Here is a 532-nt window from a genome sequence, read left to right on the forward strand (position 1 = left end):
GACCCACACGTTTGCTTGTCTGAATGGTTAAAGATGCCAAAGCGCTGTTTTTGGGTCTGTAGCTCAGTTGGTTAGAGCGCACCCCTGATAAGGGTGAGGTCGGCCGTTCAAATCGGCCCAGACCCACCAGAATACGGTGTACGCCGGCTCTTACGGTCGGCGGCGCCGCTGTTCCATGAACAGTCACAATTTTGGGGCCGTAGCTCAGCTGGGAGAGCGCCTGCCTTGCACGCAGGAGGTCAGGAGTTCGATCCTCCTCGGCTCCACCATATTCGAGGTACATTCTTCGAGTCGTTTCGAAGACCCTGGAAGTCATAATCAAGCAGTTGTTCGACGACTGTTTGCTTCTGACTTTTTTGTCAGCGCGGCCCTTAACGGGGTTGGCAAGCTCTTTAACAATCTGGGAAATGAGAAAGTCCAAGTATTCCTAATGGAATACAAGCGTTAGAAGTTTATCTGACACTTGTGTCTATTTGGTGCGATATCGTTGATCGTTGCGAGTTCGTATGACCTGAACGGTGCAGACTGTTTT

The 532-nt window shown here is 50.9% G+C and carries 2 tRNA genes; both read left to right on the plus strand.

The features are described 5' to 3' along the window. The first annotated feature begins 52 nt into the window (after positions 1–52). Positions 53–129 (plus strand) — tRNA-Ile (locus FGS76_RS00920). Positions 130–193: 64 nt separating this feature from the next. After that, positions 194–269 (plus strand) — tRNA-Ala (locus tag FGS76_RS00925). The last annotated feature ends 263 nt before the right edge of the window (positions 270–532 follow it).

Source organism: Alloalcanivorax gelatiniphagus (genome assembly GCF_005938655.1).
Lineage (GTDB): Bacteria > Pseudomonadota > Gammaproteobacteria > Pseudomonadales > Alcanivoracaceae > Alloalcanivorax > Alloalcanivorax gelatiniphagus.